Below are 16666 nucleotides of genomic sequence, written 5' to 3'. Positions count from 1 at the left end.
ACGCTTGGAATCACGTGGTTGTCGCGGTAAGTCGCCTTGACTGGTGAGAAAGCGTCCGGACAGGCTGTGAGGAACCCCTCACGCTGCCGGAGGCTGCCCCCGTGTCTGCCGAGCCAGTGTCCGTCGAGGAGTCCACCGGCCCCGACAGCTCGCGCGATTCCGAGGCGGGCGCCGGATGGGTCTGCCAGAAGCCGGGCACGTTCAACGACCTTCTGCCCGACCGCGTCGCCGACTTCTCCTGGCGCCGCCCGAAGGTGCTGTGGAGATCCCGCAACGACCTGCTCGCGCGGCTGTTCGGCGACCCGTCCAACGAGATCCGCCGCCGCTGCGTCGCCGCTCTGCGCGACAGGGGGACGCCCGCCGGGTTCACCGTCCACCGCGCCGACTCCGAGTACTCGTTCGCGCTGCTCGGCGACACCGGCGAGGGCGACCGGTCCCAGTACGCGGTGGTGCCGCCGCTTTTGCACGCCGCGGGCGACACTGACTTCATGGTGATCGTCAGCGACGTCATCTACCCGGCCGGAGGCTCCGACCAGTACGCGGACAAGTTCTTCCGCCCCTATAAGGACTACCCGGCGCCCATCTTCGCCGTGCCCGGCAACCACGACTGGTACGACGGCCTGCGCGGCTTCCTCCACGTCTTCTGCGGCCTGGACGCCGACTGCTCCCCGCCGCCGTGGCGCGGCCCCCTGTCGTTCCTCCCGCGTCTGCTGTGGCGCGACCCCGACGACCTGGACCACGCCGCTCTCGCCGAGGCCACAAACCACTATCGGGGCGCGCCCGGCCAGCGGACCGTCCAGCCGGGCCCGTACTGGGCGATCGACACGCCGCCGCTGCGCCTCATCGGCATCGACACGGGCATCGAGGGCACGGTCGATCGGGACCAGGGCCGCTGGCTCCGGGCCGTCTCATCGGGACCGAAACCCAAGTTGCTCGTGACCGGAAAGCCCCTCTATGTGGACGACGATCACCGTCCCGGGCCGATCGAGGGCGGCGGCACGGTCGACGAGATCGTCCAGGACCCGGCCCACAACTACGTCGCCGCGATCGGCGGCGACATCCACAACTACCAGCGCTACCCGCGCGAGACCCGCGACGGGCGAACGATCCAGTACATCGTGTCCGGCGGCGGGGGCGCCTTCATGCACGCGACCCACACGATCCCGAAAGTCGACGTTGTGGACGAGGACGACTTCCGCTGCTACCCCCTGCGCGGCGACTCCCTGTCCCGCTACAGCAAGCTGTACGGCCGATGGCTGCGCCTTCCCCGGCTCTTCGAGCTGACTCCGGAGGAGGCCACGGCCGCCGTCCAGCACCGGCTCGGCATCACCCCCGGCCGCGGCTACGGCGGCGACGGCCCGATGCCGTCCCGCCGCGCCCGCTTCGTCGCCGCGCTTCTCGGCGTCCCCCGCGATGGCCGGGCCCGCTCCGTGCGGCTCCCCGTGCGCAAACTGCCGCAGCGCTTCCGCTCGGAACTGTCCGACTGGGACGACCCGCCGTTCTTCAAGAGCTTCCTGCGGCTGGACGTCACCGAATCGCGCCTGCGGATCCGCTGCTACGCGGCCACCGGTTGCGGCGACCACGAGACGGCCCCGCCGTGTGAGGACGAGGTCACGATCCCGCTCCGCTGAACCCCCATCTTTTGGAGCATCTGACAGCAAAGTCGGCCGAAGTCGGCGATCCGTCACCCCCACATGCGCGAATGCCGTTACAGTCTTGGCTCGAAATACGGGTGAACGGTAAGGACGGTCGGCCGGAAAACGACCGCGTCCCAGGAGCGAAACTCAATGAGCTACCCCCAGCAGGGCCAGGGCCAGCCGTACCAGCAACAGCCACAGCAACAGCAACAGCAACAGCCCTACCAGGGCGGCTACGCCCCCGCCCCCCAACAGCAGCAGGGCCCCGCCGCCGTCGGTTCCGGCGCGAACATGAAGCGCCGCAACCCGGTCGGCGCCTGGCTCGGGCTGCCGATCATCACCTTCGGCATCTACGGCCTTGTGTGGTTCTACAAGGTCCACGTCGAACTCCACGAGTACGACCGCCGCATCGAGAACGCGTCCACCAACGCGCTCCTCTCCGTGCTCTTCGGCACCATCACCCTTGGCATCTGGCCGCTGATCATGTACGTCAAGCTGGGCGGCCGCATCGCCGAGGCCCAGCGCGCCGCGGGACTTCCGCCGAGTTGCAGCGGGGGCATGGGCTTCCTGCTCGGCATCTTCGGCTTCGGTGTCCTCTACTACCAGATCCAGCTCAACAAGGTCGTCGACCGCTACGGCGGCACCCCGGCAGGCCAGCAGGTCTCCCTGGTCGCCTGACCTCCAGGGGCTACGGCCCTGGCTCCCTGAAGCAGCCAACCACCGACCCCCTCCCGCCCCCACCCGTGGCGCGAGGGGGTCGGTGCTTTTGGCGAGCTGTTTTGTCAGAGCCGCTCGATAAAATCAGGTGTGCGGATCGCGGTTGCTGAGAGCGCCCGGAGCGGGGGTGTGCTGTGTGTTCTCGGGGAGGACGGTCGTGCCGCCGGGGCCGTTCAGGAGGTCGCGGATCTGGTCGGGGCGGTTCGGGAACGGGAGCGTGGGGACTCGCCGCGATGGGTCTGGGGGTCTACCGCGCGGTTCTATCCACGGCTGCTTGAGGCGGGGGTTCGCGTTGCGCGATGTCATGACTTGGAGCTTGTTGAGAATCTGCTGCTCGGGCATGCGGGACGGTATGGGGAGCCGCGTTCTGTAAGGGCGGCGTGGGCACGGTTGCGGGGAGAGCCCGTGCCAGCGGATCCGGTGCATGAGGAGGAATCCGCACAGGCGTCGTTGTTCGAGGAAGAGCGCGATGCCGCTGGTGAGGGCATTGAGCAGGTCGTTGGCGTTTTCGCGGAGCAGCAGCGGGTCGTTTCAGGATTGGACGGGTTCGCCTTGCTCGCGGCGGCGGAGTCGGTCGGATCTCTTGTCGCGGCCGAGATGAGCCATGACGGGCTGCCCTGGTCGGCCGAGGAGCATGACGCGCTGCTTACCGACCTTCTGGGAACGCGTCCTTCCGGGGGCCTTCGTCCTCGGAAGTTGCAGGGTCTCGCGGATCGCATCAGCGCGGCATTCGGTGCGCGGGCCCATGTGAACCCTGATTCGCCCGCCCAGATTATCAAGGCGTTCGCGTCAGCCGGGTTGCCCATTGCGTCCACGCGGGCGCATGTGCTCAAAGGGATTGATCACCCGGCGGTGCCGTTGTTGCTTGAGTACAAGGAGTTGTCCAGGCTCCATACCGCGCATGGCTGGGCGTGGTTGGACACGTGGGTCAGCGATGGACGATTTCGTCCTGAGTATGTGGTGGGGGGCGTTGTTTCGGGGCGGTGGGCCACCAGCGGCGGGGGCGCGCTTCAGATTCCGCGTGTGTTGCGAAGGGCTGTTGTCGCTGATCCTGGATGGGCGCTGGTCGTCGCCGACGCCGCTCAGCTGGAGCCGCGCGTTCTGGCTGCTCTGGCAGGGGATCGAGCCTTCACCGAGGCGGCGGCACAGGGTGATCTTTATGCGGCGCTTTCTGATGCTTTTCAGGACGACGGTGTTTCCATGAGTGCGCGCGACAAGGCGAAGCTCGCCCTGTTGTCCGCGATGTACGGCGGCGGGACGGGGGAGGCGGTACAACTCCTCGGCGTCCTCAAGAAACGGTTTCCGGACGCGTTCGAGTACGTGGAGGCGGCGGCGCGGGCGGGGGAGCGAGGACGGCTTGTGCGGTCCAGGCTCGGACGCACCTGTCCGCCGCCGTCGGCAGGATGGCGTGAACTGACGTTGGAGGGCGGCGATCCCTCGGGTTCGGCGGGGCAGGCGCTTCGGAGCCGGGGCCGGTTCACGCGCAACTTCGTCGTGCAGGCCACCGCCGCCGACTGGGCGCTCGCCCTACTCGGGTCGTTGCGTCGTCGGCTGCGTGTTCTCGATGCTCCTCGATTGGTGTTCTTTCAGCACGACGAGGTCGTCGTGCACACGCCCGTGGAACTCGCGGGGGATGTCGCCGCCGCCGTGCACGCCTCGGCGGACGAAGCGCGGCGGCTGCTGTTCGGCGACACCCCCGTCGTGTTCCCCATGGAGGTCGCGGTGGTGGACCGCTACTCCGACGCCAAGTGACGGGCCAGGGCGCGGATGGTGGTCGCGCCGGCGAAGGCGTGGCCCCGCGCGTTGAGGTGGAGCCGGTCGGCGCTGTAGATGCCCGGGTCGGCGGTGAGCGGATGGCCGGACGGGACGGCGGCGTGGCAGCCGCCGTGTTCGGCGGCGACCTCGGCCGCCACCGTGTTCAGCCGCTGGATCCTGGACGAGATGACCTCCCGGAACCCGGGCGGCCCGAGCCCCGCGACGGTGATGTCGAGGAGCCCGATCGTGACGACGTCCGCCCCGGTGGCGCGGAACGCCGACACCATCGTGGTCAGTTCCCGCCGCACCTCCTCGCCGTCGAAGTCGGGGCTGAGCATGTCCCGGCCGCCCGCGACGACGAACGCGAGGTCCGGGCCGAACTCCAGCGCCGGTTCCAGTTGTTCCGCCGTGACCTGCGCGGCGATCAGGTCGCGGCGGCCGAGGTTGAGGGAGGTGAACGTGGGCGTCGCCGCGAGGAGCGCCTCCTCGACCCGGTTCGTCCACGACAAGTCGCGGTAGCCGGGGACCGGGTCGCGGATGCCCTGCGCGACGCTGTCGCCGATCGTCGCCATCCTCGCCCAGGGCGCGCCCGCCAGCAGCGCCGCGGCGTCGGCGGCGGGCAGGGCGGCCGGGTCCGTCCACTCGGACAGCATCGTCTCGCTCAAGTTGTCTCCTCTCGGCGCCGGACGCTCAGCAGGAGTCCCGCGAGCGCGGCGCCGACGGTGGCGATCGTGCAGAAAAGGTAGACGGGGATGTAGTCGTCGTGCACGGCCCGCGCGGGAAGCAGCGCGGCGAGCATGGCGATGCCGAACGCGCCGCCGAGTTGGCGCGCGGTGGTGTTGAGGCCGGTGGCCCCGGCGAACTGGACCGGCTTCACCGAGAGCGCGGCGGCGGACGCGACCCCGGTGGCGAGCATCCCCATGCCCGTCCCGACCAGCAGGCCGACCGGCAGCCAGAAGGTGACGAAGTGGGCCTCGGACGGCAGCGAGACGAGCGTCCACACGCCGGCCGCGATCATGATCAGCGCTCCTCCGGTCACGGCGGGACGGACGCCGACCCGTCCGGACAGCCGCCCCACGGCGACGGCCGCCGCGGTGGCGGTGAACGCGCCGGGCGTGGAGGCGAACCCCGCCTTCAGGATCGAATAGTGCCATTCGCCGGTGATGTAGAGAACGCCGACCAGCAACCACGTGTACATGGCCATCCCGTACAGGAACGACGCGGCGTTGGCGGCGGCGAACTGGCGGCTGCGCCACAGGGAGATCTCCAGCGCGGGCACCGGGTGGCGCGCCGACCGCCACAGCGCCAGCGCGATGAGCACCGCGCCGCCGACCAGCAGGGCGAGGGTGCGGGCGTCCGTCCACGCCCAGTCCCGGGTCTGGGTGACGCCGAGGGCCATCGCGCCGACGCCGCCGCCGAGCAGGACCGTCCCGACCAGGTCGGGGAGGCGGCCCGCGGCGTGCCGGGCGCGGGGCAGGCCCATCCCGACCACCACCAGCGCCAGGCCGAGCGGGACGTTGATGACGAACAGCGACCGCCAGCCGAACTGGTCGACCAGCACGCCGCCGAGGCTCGGGCCGATGGCGGCGGCGAACGCGCCGGACGCGCTCCACAGCCCGATGGCGCCCGCGCGCCGCTCGGCGGGCAGGTCGTGCAGCAGCAGCGCGAGCGACGCGGGGATCATCGCGGCGGCGGCGCCGCCCTGGAACGCGCGGGTCGCCAGCAGGACGGGCACGGTCGGCGCGAGCGCGCAGGCCAGCGACGCGAGCGTGAACAGCCCGACGCCCCACTGGTAGAGCGTCCGGCGTCCGACCAGGTCGGCGAGCCGCCCGGCGGGGGCCAGCAGCGCCGCGAACAGCACCGCGTACAGGGTGATGACCCAGGTCAGCCCGGACAGCGAGCTGCCCGGGAAGTCGGCGTGCAGGTCCGGGACGGCGAGGTTGGCGACGGTCGCGTCGAGCATGGCGAGGAACGCGGCCCCGGCGGCCAGCCAGGGCACCCGGCTCGCGCGGGTCCGGGCGGCGGTGGACGCGACGGGCGCCCCCGCTGTGGTCTCGGCGGTCATAGGGATGAGCCTCTCGACTAAAAAGAACGAACGGTCGTACACTCTTCTTGACGCGAGCGGCTCCCGTCAAGGGGTGATGGCTTTGACTTCGTACGAACGGTCGTGCAGATTGGTCGATGTGAGCATCGACGGACGGGTTCTCAAGGGAGAGCAGACGCGCGGCGCCATCCTCGCCCGCGCCGCCGACCTCGCCTCGACCGAAGGGCTCGAAGGGCTGTCGATCGGGCGGCTCGCCACCGAGCTGGGGATCAGCAAGAGCGGCGTGTTCACGCACTTCGGGTCCAAGGAGGAGTTGCAGCTCGCGACCGTCCGCAAGGCCGCCGAGGTGTTCCGGCAGCATGTGGTCGAACCGGCCCTCGCCGCGCCCCGGGGGCTGCGGCGGCTGCGCGCGCTCATCGAGGCCTGGCAGCGCTACCAGCGCGGGCTCGTGTTCCCCGGCGGCTGCTTCTTCGACTCGACGATGGCCGAGTTCGACGCCCGTCCCGGCCGCGTCCGCGACGCCATCGCCTCGTCGCAGCGCGACTGGAGCGCGTTCCTCGAACGCTGCGTCGGCCAGGCCCGCGACCTCGGCGAACTCGACGGCACCACCGACGTCGCCCAACTCGCCTTCGAACTGGACGCCGTCTGCCGCACCGCGTCGATCTACGCGGTCCTGTACGACGACCCGTCCATCTACGAGCGCGCGGCCCGCGCCGTCGACACCCGCCTCGTGGCCGCGTCGGTGTGACTCAGCGCGCCGAGTAGGACGACCGCGCGTTGAGCGACTCCACGTCGGAGAACGACGTCCGGCGGTACGCGCCGGTGATCGTCGTCAGCTCGTCGGCGGTCAGCACGTCCTCGATCGTGTCGAAACCGTCCGGCGCGCGCTCGGCGACGGCGTGCAGGATCCGGTCGGCGGGCATGTCGCGGCAGGCCAGCACGATGGCGTTGACCGTTTCGAGGCGCTCCCGCTCGTAGGCGAGCAACCCGGCGACGGGGTTGGTGGCCTGCACCAACTCGTGCGCCAGGACGCGCCCGTCGAGCACGGCCTGCGACCCGCCGTTGGACCCGATCGGATACATCGGATGGGCGGCGTCGCCGAGCAACGTCACCCGGCCCGACGACCAGCGGCCCAGGGGGTCCCGGTCGACCATCGGGTACTCCAGGATCTCCGCCGTCGCCGTCAGCATCGCGGGGATATCCAGCCAGTCAAATGTCCAGTCGGCGTAGTGGGGCAGGACGTCCTCCAGACGGCCCTTGCGGTTCCAGTCGGGGGTGACGTCCATCCCCTCACCCGCCAGATTGACCTCCGCCACCCAGTTCAACAACGCCTCGCCCCGGCGCTCGGCCCGCGCGGAGATCGGATAGACGACCATCTTCGCCGCACTGTTGGTGCCCGCGACGGCCAGCGTCCGCCCGGACAGGAACGGAACTCCTTCGGTGACACCGCGCCACATCCGGATGCCGTTCCACAACGGCGCGGGCTCGGCAGGGTTGAGCTGCGCACGGACAGCCGACCGCAGCCCGTCCGCCCCGACCAACGCGTCGGCCGTAACTGTTTCGGCGGTGCCGGACGCACGATCGAGCAGCCGGGCCCGCACGCACGTCTCGTCCTGCTCGAAGCCCTCGAACACGGTGCCTGTGCGGACGGCGCCCTCCCCGAGCCGCGCGCGAACCGCGTCGAGCAGCAACATCTGCAAGTCGCCACGGTGAATCGAATACTGCGGCCAGTTGTAACCAAGCGCCCGCCCCCGCGGCTCACCCCAGATCCGCCCGCCGTGCCGATCGAAATGCACCATCTCCCCGGTCTGGACACCGAGTCCGGCGAGGTCGTCCCCGAGCCCCAGCTCGGTCAGTTCGCGCACCGCGTGCGGCAGCAGGTTGATGCCGACGCCGAGCGGCCGCATCCGGGTGGCGGAGTCGACGACCAACGCCCCGATCCCGGCCTCGTGCAGGCTCAGCGCCGCCGTGAGCCCCCCGATCCCGGCCCCCACGATCAAAACGCGCATCGGTCGCCTTTCACTCTTCGTCCACGATGTCCGGCACCCTAGCGCCGCCCCGGACGAGCCGCCCGACCTCCGCCCTGAGCCGGACGAACTCGGGCAACCCGCGCGTCTCGATCTGGTCGCGCACGGCGGGCAGCCCGACGGGCAGGTCGGCGCGGACGCGGCCGGGCGAGCGGCTCAACACGACCACCCGATCGCCCACGTAGACGCTCTCGTCGATGTCATGGGTGACGAGGAGGATCGTCATCCGCCGCCGCTGGTGCACCTGGAGCAGGAGGTCCTCCAGGTCCTCGCGGGTCTGGGCGTCCACGGAGCCGAACGGTTCGTCCATCAGCAGGAGCGACGGACGGTAGGCCAGGGCCCGCGCGATCGACACGCGTTGCTGCATGCCGCCCGACAGCTGCCACGGGTACCGGCGGCCCGCGTCCGGCAGGCTCACCGACTCCAGGGCCTCCAGCGCCGCCGCGCGCCGCTCCGCCCTGGCCATGCCTCGCCTGCGCAGCGGCAGCGCCACGTTGTCGCGGACGGTCAGCCACGGGAACAGCGACCGGCTGTAGTCCTGGAACACCACCGCCAGGTCGGCGGGGACGCCGTCGATCGGCGCGCCGTCCAGGGTGAGCGTCCCGCCGGTCGGGCGGACCAGCCCGGCGACGCAGCACAGCAGCGTGGACTTCCCGCAGCCGGACGGCCCGACGATGCTGACCAGCCGCCCGTCCGGAACGGCGAGGTCGAGCCCGTCCAGGACCCGGTGGGCGCCGTAAGAATGGGTGAGCCCGGTGATCCGGAGCATTCCCGTCGTCATGTCGGAAGCCTGCGCGCGCCCGCGTGCCAGGAGAGCAGGCGCCTTTCCAGGAGGACGAAGGCGGCGTTGAACAGGAATCCGAGAATGCCCAGCATGACGATTCCGGCCCACATGCGGGGCAGCTCGAACGTGCGTTGCGCGCCGATCAGCTCCGAGCCGATGCCCGAGGTGCTGCCGACCAGCTCGGACACGACCATCAGGATCAGCGCGAAGGACAGCGCCACCCGCAGCCCGGCGAAGACCTTCGGGGCCGCCGCCGGGAGGACGATGACCAGCGTCACGGGCGGCACGGCGCGCAGGAACTCCAGCACCGGGTTCAGCAGGTCGTCGAGGAATCGCGACCGTCCGATCGCCGCGCCCGCCACGATCCCGGCGGCGCCCGCGGCGGCCCACCCGACGAACAGGTGGGTCAGGCTGGTGGAGAAGTCGTCCACCGCGTTGTCCGAGAGGAACAGCCGGGACGCCGGGCCGGAGAACCACAGCTCCCGCAGCGAACCGGCGATCGTGGTCGGTGGGGGAAAGTACGTCTCCTTCGCCGCGCGTGTGGCGAGTTCCCACGCCACGGCGGCGACGGCGACCAGCCACCCGTGCTCGGCCGTTCGGCGGAGCCCTCCGCGTGGCCGCTCCTCGCTTCTCACGCGACGCCCTCCACCCGGGCCGTGTGCCAGCGGAACATGATCCGTTCCAGCCCGAGCAGAACGCCGTTGGCCAGCAGCCCGAGGCCCCCGGCCCAGACGGCCCCGGCCAGCAGGAGGTCGCTCCGGCCGCCCCCGGACTGGGTGGCGGCGAGGTAGATCCCCACGCCGTCGACACCCCCGGCCAGCAGTTCGGTGCTGATCACGACGATGAGCGCGACGGACGCGGCGATCCGGACGCCCGTCGCGATGAACGGCGCGGCGCTCGGCAGCGACACGCGCCACAGCACCGACGGCGTCCCGAACCCGAAGCCGCGCAGGCTGTCCTTGGCGACCGGGTCGACGTCGCGGAGCGCGTACAGGGTGTTGATCAGTATCGGCCACAGGCACGCGTAGAAGACCAGCGACATCTTCATCCGCGTGGGGTCGCCGAACAGGATGATGGCGAGCGGGATCAGCGCGACCGACGGGACGGGCCGGAGCAGCTCGACCAGGGCGCGGGCGGGGACGCCGAGCAGCGGCACCGAACCGAGCAGCACGCCGAGCGGCACCGCCACGAGCACGGCCAGCGCGAGCCCGCCGAACCACGCCGTGAGCGTGGCGCCGACGTCGACGCGGAACTCCTCGTCGAGGGCCAGCCTCCCGGCCTCCCTCAGCACGTCCGACGCCGGAGGCAGCGCGGTCTCGTCGACGAGGCCCGTCCGGCTCACGACCTCGAGGAGGACGACCGCCCCGGCGACTCCGGCGGAGCCGAGCACGACGCGGCGAGGACTCATGAAGCCGGAAGCGACAGGACGTACCGCTTGACGTCGATGTGCTCGTCCACGTACCCGAACCGCCGCATCAGGTCCGCCACACGTTGGATCCGGTTCACGTCCCGCGTGGTCGGGAAGGTGCCGATGGCCATGGCCGAGACGACCTTCGCCTCGATGCCCTTCGCGTAGGACGGCACGGTCTTCTCGACGGTCCCACGGTCGGCGGCCATCGCCTGCGCCTTCACGAACGCGCGCTGGAACGCGGCGACCGTCCTCGGATTCTCCTTCGCGAACTTCTCGGTGGTGCCGAGGTGCGCGATCGGGAAGTCGGCGGTGGGTCCGCTGGTCAGGTCGGCGATCACACGGGCGCCGATCGACCTCGCCATCTGGGTGCCGAACGGCTCGATCGCCTGGACGGCGTCGACGCTCCCGGACTTCAACGCCTGCTCCATGGCGGGTGGGGCGACCTCGACGAAGCTCGTGTCCTCGTCGAACTCGACGCCCTGCGGCGCGCCCGCGGCGCGCGTCAGGAGCGTAGCGATGTTGCCCTGTCGAGTTGACCGCTCTTGAGCAGCGGGATTCCGGCGGCGCCCCCCTGGATGGTGCGCGTCCGCACGGTCAGGCCCTCGGACCTGAAAAGGCCCTTGGTGAGTGCGAGCTGGATCGACACGGTGTCGACGATGGTCATCGTGCCGACGAACGCATGGCGCAATGGAGGCACATCACGGGTGACGCGCCGCGTTCATGTCTACTTATTCGAATTGGTGAGGTGGGACGGGCGCGCCGGGTGTCAGGTGGCGGACTGGACCGGGCGGAACAGGATGGCCTTCATGTCGGGCTTCTTCTGGAGGAGGCCGCCCGCGGTCATGAGGTCCACGACGCGCTGGATGTGGTTGGTGGTCAGCGTGCTCGGGTAGTTCGGCAGCGTGATCACCGAGACGACCCTGGAGTCGATCTTGGTGTAGGCGGGCAGGGCGCTCTCGACGCGGCCGCGGTCGGTGGTGGCGATCCGCTGGGCGGCGAAGATGGCGCGCTGGAACGCGGCGGCGGTGTTCGGGTTCTTGGTGGTGAAGTCCTGCGTGCTGACGTAGCCGGAGATCGGCAGGTCGCTCACGGGCTCGGCCCCGCCGTCGACGACCACCCGGGCGCCGAGCCTGCGCTCGGCGTCGGAGGTGAAGGGCTCGCTGAGGTGGACGGCGCCGACCTGCCCCCGGTCCAGCGCCGAGGCCATCTGCCCGAACGGCACCTGGACGTAGCGGATCTTGGACGCGTCGACGTTGTTGGCCTTGAGGATCGCGTTGAGCGTCAGCGACTGGACGTTGTTCTCGATGTTGACCGCGACCTTCTTGCCCTCAAGGTCCTTCGGCGTCCTGATGGGGGAGTTGGGCAGGACGAGCACGTCCATCATGTGCGACGTCATCGAGGCGCCCTCGGCCAGGATGCTCAGCTTGAGCGTGCCCTCCGCGTTGGCCTCCAGGAAGGAGACGTAGTTGGCCCCGGCGATCGCCTGCACATCGCCCTTGGCGAGCGCGGGGATCGCCTGCGTGCTCTGCTGGATCGGCTTGATCTCGACGTTGAGGCCCTCCTTCTTGAAGAGCCCCTCCTTCTGCGCCAGATAGACCGCCACGTTGTCCGCCAAGGGGAGCGCGGCGACCGTCATGGTGGTCGTCTCCAGTTTTCCGCCGCCCGACGAACCGTCACCGGAGTCACTACAGCCCGTGATCGCGGCGGCCGCGAGGGCGAGGCCGCCGAGGAGTGCGGAAAGACGCAGAGATGGCCGCATGGGCTCTCCTTAACTTGCGGGAGGTTCAGTGCGCGGGGCATCCGTCCGGGACTGTGAGCCAGGGGGGACGACTCCGACCACCAGCACTGGCCTGACCGCGTGCGACCTGACAGTATCGTGAACTGCGGCGACTTGAGTGGTTCGCTCCAAAATGCGTGACTCTCTTGTGTCCTGGTTCGTCCGGGTCATCGCCCTGGGCCCGCACAGCAAATCGGAGAGTGATCGATCGTGCCCTGCCGAGACGGACACGCACGCCCCGGCGGACGACGCGTGGGCCACGGCGATGAGGCGAGCAGCGTTCTGTTGCCGTTCGTAGTCCTTCGAGTACGGAATGTCCGATCACGGTTAGTGACCACCCGTGCTCAATAAATCGGACATACGGGCATGAAGTAACGATCGCGGCATTGGTCTATATCGAGTGGCCTATGGTCCTTTGCGGCCTATCCGTGGATGTGCTGCAATGTCGTGCGCCGAGGGTGGAGGTGATGTCGCTTTAACCCTTTGCGCCGGTGAGGCCACGGAGCGTGCGACATCGTGTGGAGAGGGTGTTAACGGCGGATGCAACCTAGCGACGAAGGTCGCGACCGTCCTCGACCCGGCAACGTCGAGGTGCAGTCGGACCGTGCGAGACGTGCGGGCAGCAGACTGAGCCTGCGGAACTGGCGCGTGCCGCAGCGGCTCATCGTCCTCATCCTGGTTCCGACGGTCGCCGCCGTGGTGCTGGCCGGGGTGCGCATCGACAACTCCGTCAGCGAGTCGCAGACGTACACGCGCGTCCAGCGGATGACGGAACTGAGCGCGGGCATCACGCAGTTCGTCACGGAGTTCACCTCCGAGCGCGACCTCGCCGTCGACTACATCGCGGCGGGACGCCCCGAGGGACTGCTGCCCCAGGTGCAGTCCTCACAGTTCAGCACCGACGCCCAGACCCAGCTGATGCAGCAGGCAGCGGTCGTCATCGACTCGTCCTACGGCACCGACGCCGTCCGCGGCGCGCGCTCCGTGCTGAACCGCGTCAACGGGGTCAAGGCGCTGCGCGGGCTGGTCATCGGCGGCAAGGTGCAGGCGTTCACCGTCATGCAGAAGTACACCTCGTCCATCGAGGACCTCATCGCCGTCCTCGACAGCATCTCCACGAACGTGGTCGACACCCGCCTCACCCAGTCGAGCCGCGCGCTCGGCGCGCTGCTGCGCGCCAAGGAGGCCGTCTCCCGCCAGCGCGCGCTGCTCCTGCTCGGCGCGCGGCAGCACCGCCTCACCACCGACGAGATGAGTGCCCTGAACGCCGCGCGCGCTCAGGAGGACAACGAGATCAAGACGTTCCGCAACTCGGTGAGCCTGGAACAGGCCCAGGTGCTGGACGACACCGTGATCGGCGGCCAGGTCGACCAGGCCAAGGAGGTGCGGCAGCGGGTGATCACGGCCGTCGCCGCCACCGGCGGCCGGCTGCCCCGCGCGCTCAGCACCCCGGCCGCCGCCGAGGCGATGAAGAACGCGATGTCCGACCTGATCAACAAGATGCGCCTGACGGAGCTGGACCTGACCCAGGACATCCTGGATCTGAGCGACGCGCGCAAGGCGGACGCCCGGAAGTCCACGATCATCGACTCGATCATCGTGGCGCTGCTGCTGGCCATCGTCCTGCTGATCACCATCGTGATGGCCCGGTCGCTGGTGCGGCCGCTGCGCCGCCTCCAGTCCGGCGCGCTGGACGTCGCCGGCACCCGGCTGCCCGGCCTGGTCGACCGGCTGCGAGATCCGGAAGCCGCGGCGGGCGGCATCGAGGTCGAACCGATCGACGTCGACTCCACCGACGAGATCGGGCAGGTCGCCCGGGCCTTCGACGAGGTCCACCGCGAGGCGGTCCGGCTGGCGGCCGACGAGGCGGTCCTGCGAGGCAACATCAACGCGATGTTCGTCAACCTCTCCCGCCGCAGCCAGTCCCTGATCGAACGGCAGCTGCGCCTGATCGAGACGCTGGAGCAGAGCGAGCGCGACGAGGAGCAGCTCGGCAACCTGTTCCGGCTGGACCACCTCGCCACCCGCATGCGCCGCAACTGTGAGAACCTCCTCGTCCTCGGCGGCCAGGAGCAGGTGCGCCGGTGGAACCGGCCCGTCCCGCTGATCGACGTCATCCGCGCCTCGCTGTCGGAGGTCGAGCAGTACGAGCGGGTCGCGCTGCGCGTGCAGGGCGACATGACGGTCGCCGGTCCCGTCGTCAACGACCTCGTCCACCTGCTGGCCGAGCTGGTGGAGAACGCGACGGTGTTCTCCTCCGAGCACACCAAGGTGACCGTGTCCGGCCAGATGCTCAGCGGCGGCGGCTCCATGCTGCAGATCACCGACAACGGCGTCGGGATGTCGCCCGAGGACCTGGAGCAGGCCAACTGGCGGCTGGCGAACCCGCCCGTCATCGACTTCTCCGCCGCCCGCCGCATGGGCCTGTTCGTGGTCGGCCGCCTGGCCGTCCGGCACGGCATCCGGGTGGAGCTGCGGGCCGCGCAGGGCGGCGGGCTCACCGCGTTCGTGGTGCTGCCCGACGCGATGATCACGCCCGGCGAGTCCGGGGTCGGCAACCGCCCGCTCGGCTCGCGCGAGAACGACGGGCAGCTCGCCGCGCTCGGCAGCACGCCCGAGCCGCCCGCCCTCGGCGTCGGCGGCGCGTTCCAGCAGGACGGGCACGGCCCCGGTCGTCCGGCGCCCGCGCCGATGGGCGACGGCACCGGAGCGTTCCCCACGGTCGGTGGCGTGGGCGGCGGTGTGGGCGGCAACACCGGCTCGCACCCGATGGTCGGCAACACGGGGTCGCATCCGATGGTGGGAGGCACGGGGCCGCTGCGTCCCGTCCGCGGCGCCACCGGGCCCCAGCCCACGTTCTCCAACGGGCCCCAGTCCGAGTACTCCGGGCCCCAGTCCGAGTACTCCGGGCCCCAGTCCGAGTACTCCGGGCCGCAGTCGGAGTACTCGGGCCCGCCGTCCGAGTACCCGACCGGCGCGATGCCCGCCGTCCCGCCGGTCGACCCGGCCGGTGCGCAGGGCCCGCCGAGTGACCAGCGGCCGCAGCGCAGGCCGGGTGAGCTGCCCGTCCGCCGTCCCGGCGCGCAGCTGCCGGGACGTCCCGTCGACGACGGCCCCAACGGGCTGTTCCAGCCGCACAGCGAACGGATGCGGGACGGCGGCCACAACGGTGCCCACCCGCCCGAGCGGCGTCCGGAGAACCGTCCGGAGCCGCGGCCGGAGCGCCGTCCGGCCACCGGACCGCAGTCCGTGGTCCCCGAGGCTCAGCCGATCGTGCCCGAGTCCGGGTCGTCCCGGCAGATCCCGTGGGAGACCGGGCCGCTGGAGCAGGTGGGCGGGGAGTCCGACTTCTACGCCGGCGGCTCGCGGACCGGGCCGCACGAGGTTCGCTGGACGGAGGAGCACGTGTCCGCGCCGACCCCGCCGGAGGAGGCCGTACCGGAACCGCGCGCCCGCGACCCGCGCATGCGGGCCGCGCCGCAGGCCCCACCGCCGACGCCGCCACCCCCGCCCGAGCCGAAGGCACCGCCGCGGCTCCCCGAGCGCTCGCCGATCTTCGACGCGATGCAGTCGGAGTGGTTCCTGCGCCGGGCGGAGGGCTCGGGCGAGGACCCGGTGCGGGGTTGGGAGTCGCCCGCCGACGCCGGGTTCCGCGCCGCCGAGGCGATCCGCGAACCCGTCACGGCCAGCAGGACCGACGTCGGGCTGCCCAAGCGGGTGCCCGGCAAGAACCGCATACCGGGAGCGGTCGGCCGCGCGACCACGTCACCGGCGAACGCCCCGGCGGCGAACGTCCCCGCGGCCGCCGACCAGCAGCCCGCGGGTCCGGCTCAGGACGGGGCATTGCCGGGAGGCACCACGGAAGGGCAGGCTGTGCAAGGCCAGCAGGGACAACAGGCACAGCAAGCGGAGGCGCACGGCCAGACGGCCGACGCCGTCCGCAGCCGCTTCGCGAGTCTCCAGCGGGGCGTCCATCGGGGACGCCACGAGACCCGCGGCGACGGCACGTCAGGTGAGACGCCGTCACAGCGTGACGACGAGACAGGAGGCACCCGGTGAGCGGGCAGGATCTCAACTGGTTGGTGACGAACTTCGCGGACCGTGTCGCGAAGGTCGCGCACGCCGTGGTGGTCTCCTCGGACGGGTTGCCGATGGCGTACTCGTCGGGATTCCCGCCCGAGCGCGCGGACCAGCTGTCGGCGATCGCCTCGGGGCTGATGAGCCTGACCCAGGGCGCGGCGAAGATCTTCGACGCCGGGGGGGTGAACCAGACGGTCGTGGAGATGGACCGCGGACTGCTGTTCGTCATGTCCATCACCAACGGATCGGTGTTCGCGGTGCTGGCCGCGCCCGACTGCGACCTCGGTCTCGTCGCGTACGAGATGACCCTGCTGGTGGAGCGCGTCGGCCGGGTGCTCACGCCCGCGCTGCGCGGCCAGGACCAGCAGCAGCCGCCGTTCTCGGGACCGTCCGTGACCGAGATGGGCGCCGGGCCCGCCCGTTATTGATCGTGA

At 70.7% G+C, this 16666-nt stretch carries 15 protein-coding genes; 6 read left to right on the top strand and 9 right to left on the bottom strand.

The window, feature by feature from the left end; all coding sequences use genetic code 11:
• Positions 1-101: 101 nt before the first annotated feature.
• The 3 genes from ABD808_RS36380 to ABD808_RS36370 all read left to right on the top strand — a co-directional run bounded on the left by ABD808_RS36380 (position 102) and on the right by ABD808_RS36370 (position 4106).
• Positions 102-1631 carry a metallophosphoesterase family protein gene (locus ABD808_RS36380; protein WP_344907353.1) on the top strand — a complete coding sequence of 510 codons (1530 nt, stop codon included), beginning with the start codon at positions 102-104 and terminating at the stop codon, positions 1629-1631.
• Positions 1632-1787: 156 nt separating this feature from the next.
• The gene (locus tag ABD808_RS36375; RefSeq protein ID WP_344907350.1) at positions 1788-2315 is read left to right on the top strand and encodes a DUF4234 domain-containing protein; all 528 of its coding nucleotides are present in this window, start codon (positions 1788-1790) and stop codon (positions 2313-2315) included.
• A 129-nt stretch (positions 2316-2444) separates the two neighbouring features.
• Positions 2445-4106 (top strand): bifunctional 3'-5' exonuclease/DNA polymerase, encoded by a 1662-nt coding sequence (locus ABD808_RS36370; RefSeq protein ID WP_344907348.1) that lies wholly within the window; start codon positions 2445-2447, stop codon positions 4104-4106.
• Here ABD808_RS36370 and ABD808_RS36365 read toward each other — a convergent pair.
• Complete coding sequence (locus ABD808_RS36365; RefSeq protein WP_344907345.1) at positions 4088-4774, bottom strand: SGNH/GDSL hydrolase family protein; 687 nt, start codon at positions 4772-4774, stop codon at positions 4088-4090. The two genes, ABD808_RS36370 and ABD808_RS36365, sit on opposite strands and share 19 nt — an antisense overlap.
• Positions 4771-6174, bottom strand: coding sequence for an MFS transporter (locus ABD808_RS36360; RefSeq protein ID WP_344907342.1), 1404 nt, complete (start codon positions 6172-6174; stop codon positions 4771-4773). The genes ABD808_RS36365 and ABD808_RS36360 overlap by 4 nt, the downstream gene beginning before the upstream one ends.
• A gap of 118 nt (positions 6175-6292) precedes the next feature.
• Here ABD808_RS36360 and ABD808_RS36355 point away from each other — a divergent pair, with 118 nt between their 5' ends.
• Positions 6293-6901, top strand: coding sequence for a TetR/AcrR family transcriptional regulator (locus tag ABD808_RS36355; protein WP_344907339.1), 609 nt, complete (start codon positions 6293-6295; stop codon positions 6899-6901).
• Position 6902: 1 nt separating this feature from the next.
• Here the strand turns inward: ABD808_RS36355 and ABD808_RS36350 are convergent, their stop codons facing one another.
• From ABD808_RS36350 to ABD808_RS36320, 7 genes are all read right to left on the bottom strand, one after another.
• Positions 6903-8162 carry a flavin-dependent oxidoreductase gene (locus tag ABD808_RS36350; protein WP_344907337.1) on the bottom strand — a complete coding sequence of 420 codons (1260 nt, stop codon included), beginning with the start codon at positions 8160-8162 and terminating at the stop codon, positions 6903-6905.
• A 10-nt stretch (positions 8163-8172) separates the two neighbouring features.
• Positions 8173-8961, bottom strand: coding sequence for an ABC transporter ATP-binding protein (locus ABD808_RS36345; RefSeq protein ID WP_344907335.1), 789 nt, complete (start codon positions 8959-8961; stop codon positions 8173-8175).
• On the bottom strand, positions 8958-9599 hold the full coding sequence (locus tag ABD808_RS36340; RefSeq protein WP_344907332.1) for an ABC transporter permease: 642 nt from the start codon (positions 9597-9599) through the stop codon (positions 8958-8960). Before ABD808_RS36340 ends, ABD808_RS36345 begins: the two co-directional genes overlap by 4 nt.
• The gene (locus ABD808_RS36335) at positions 9596-10372 is read right to left on the bottom strand and encodes an ABC transporter permease (protein ID WP_344907328.1); all 777 of its coding nucleotides are present in this window, start codon (positions 10370-10372) and stop codon (positions 9596-9598) included. The genes ABD808_RS36340 and ABD808_RS36335 overlap by 4 nt, the downstream gene beginning before the upstream one ends.
• The gene (locus tag ABD808_RS36330) at positions 10369-10881 is read right to left on the bottom strand and encodes an ABC transporter substrate-binding protein (RefSeq protein WP_344907665.1); all 513 of its coding nucleotides are present in this window, start codon (positions 10879-10881) and stop codon (positions 10369-10371) included. The genes ABD808_RS36335 and ABD808_RS36330 overlap by 4 nt, the downstream gene beginning before the upstream one ends.
• The gene (locus ABD808_RS36325) at positions 10878-11039 is read right to left on the bottom strand and encodes a type 2 periplasmic-binding domain-containing protein (RefSeq protein WP_344907325.1); all 162 of its coding nucleotides are present in this window, start codon (positions 11037-11039) and stop codon (positions 10878-10880) included. Before ABD808_RS36325 ends, ABD808_RS36330 begins: the two co-directional genes overlap by 4 nt.
• Positions 11040-11141: 102 nt before the next feature.
• Positions 11142-12134, bottom strand: coding sequence for an ABC transporter substrate-binding protein (locus tag ABD808_RS36320; RefSeq protein WP_344907323.1), 993 nt, complete (start codon positions 12132-12134; stop codon positions 11142-11144).
• A gap of 666 nt (positions 12135-12800) precedes the next feature.
• On the opposite strand from ABD808_RS36320, the gene ABD808_RS36315 reads away from it, so the two are divergent.
• Both ABD808_RS36315 and ABD808_RS36310 read left to right on the top strand, forming a co-directional pair.
• The gene (locus ABD808_RS36315) at positions 12801-16211 is read left to right on the top strand and encodes a nitrate- and nitrite sensing domain-containing protein (protein ID WP_344907320.1); all 3411 of its coding nucleotides are present in this window, start codon (positions 12801-12803) and stop codon (positions 16209-16211) included.
• A complete protein-coding gene (locus ABD808_RS36310) occupies positions 16208-16660 on the top strand; it encodes a roadblock/LC7 domain-containing protein (RefSeq protein ID WP_344907317.1) in 453 nt (150 codons plus the stop codon). The genes ABD808_RS36315 and ABD808_RS36310 overlap by 4 nt, the downstream gene beginning before the upstream one ends.
• Positions 16661-16666 lie beyond the last annotated feature (6 nt).

The sequence above is a fragment of the Actinomadura meridiana genome (genome assembly GCF_039537545.1).
Taxonomy (GTDB): domain Bacteria; phylum Actinomycetota; class Actinomycetes; order Streptosporangiales; family Streptosporangiaceae; genus Spirillospora; species Spirillospora meridiana.
Note: the sequence above shows the minus strand (reverse complement) of the source record. Positions and strands in the feature narration are given on the sequence as shown.